The organism is Moorena sp. SIO3B2 (assembly GCF_010692525.1).
GTDB classification, from domain to species: Bacteria; Cyanobacteriota; Cyanobacteriia; order Cyanobacteriales; family Coleofasciculaceae; genus Moorena; species Moorena producens.
The window spans coordinates 1-1,164 of record NZ_JAAHHE010000949.1 but is presented as its reverse complement, the minus strand read 5'-3'; the positions used below and the strand labels follow the sequence as shown (position 1 = coordinate 1,164).

1 protein-coding gene is annotated in these 1,164 nt (G+C 45.4%); it reads left to right on the top strand.

The window, feature by feature from the left end:
- On the top strand, window positions 1–612 hold a 612-nt coding region (locus tag F6K38_RS42600; protein ID WP_287360935.1), incomplete at its 5' end, for a HEAT repeat domain-containing protein.
- Window positions 613–1,164: the final 552 nt, after the last annotated feature.

Genomic DNA, 1,164 nt, shown 5'->3' with positions numbered 1-1,164 from the left:
CGAATACGAGGAATTCGCCTCTTGGCAGAGGCTGGGTTGCCAGCGGGTGATATCACCTTTGAGGAGATCGAACCATCACTGGATCAAGTGATTCGTGATCATCCTGATCACCTAGAGCTGGTTCATGAATATGACCAAATGCCCACTTTAGAGTTCTTGATTAACGAGCTCTACCATACCGATTTTGGGCGGTGTTATCTAGGCAGTAAAACTCTGCTGAAGTTATCCCCAGACGCTGTTGCTGACGCCCTACTGGCTACCTATGCTGACAAAGCCCATAACGATTATGGTGCTCACTACCATGTTGTTAAACTGTTGGGTTGGCTGAAATACACCGATGCCTACGATTTGATAGTGGAAGCCCTACACAATAAAGCACCCCAGTTTCAGAAATCCCGTGCTGCTGCTGCTATTGCCTTGGGTAATTTAGGGGATGAACGGGCAATTCCCTTACTCAAAGACAGCCTCAATACCAAGATTTTTAACTTGAAATATGCCAGTTTAATGGCATTAGAGCAGTTTGGGGACACCAGTGGTCAAGATCTGGCAGCTAATGATTCAGATTGGTTGATTCGGTCGAAAGCATTTACTAAAGCAGTTACTAGTCATTAGTGATTAGGATTAGTCATTAGGTAAGCTATCAGCTATCAGCTATCAGCTATCAGCTATCAGCTATCAGCTATCAGCTATCAGCTATCAGCTTATGGGCAAGCTACACCGAACAGCTTTTGAATAAGCGATGCAGTCGGCCAAAGGGGGTTTCCCCCACTCGCGCTTGGGATCAAGACAACAGGTAAGCATTCGAATAATGCTGAGTTAAGTTGGCATGATAGCTTACCGCTAACGTCACATCAAGTAGCGTGCGCGTAGCGCATATGCTTAGATGGGCAAATCCCCAGACTTTCAATTCGAGAAAATCTCGAACTATTAAATTCTACCGTTTGCGCATTGCGCATAGGGGCACGCTACTTGAGGTGCGCACCCTACGCGAACGAGGTTTATTTTAAGCATGATAGCTGACGGCTGACAGCTGACGGCTGACAGCTGACGTCATTAGTAACCTTGGAAGAGCATCTTTAGTGTACTAAGCACTATTACCATGCTCTAATAATTGGTAATTGCGATCGGCTATCAAACTAGAGCAGCCAGAATAATATATAGAAT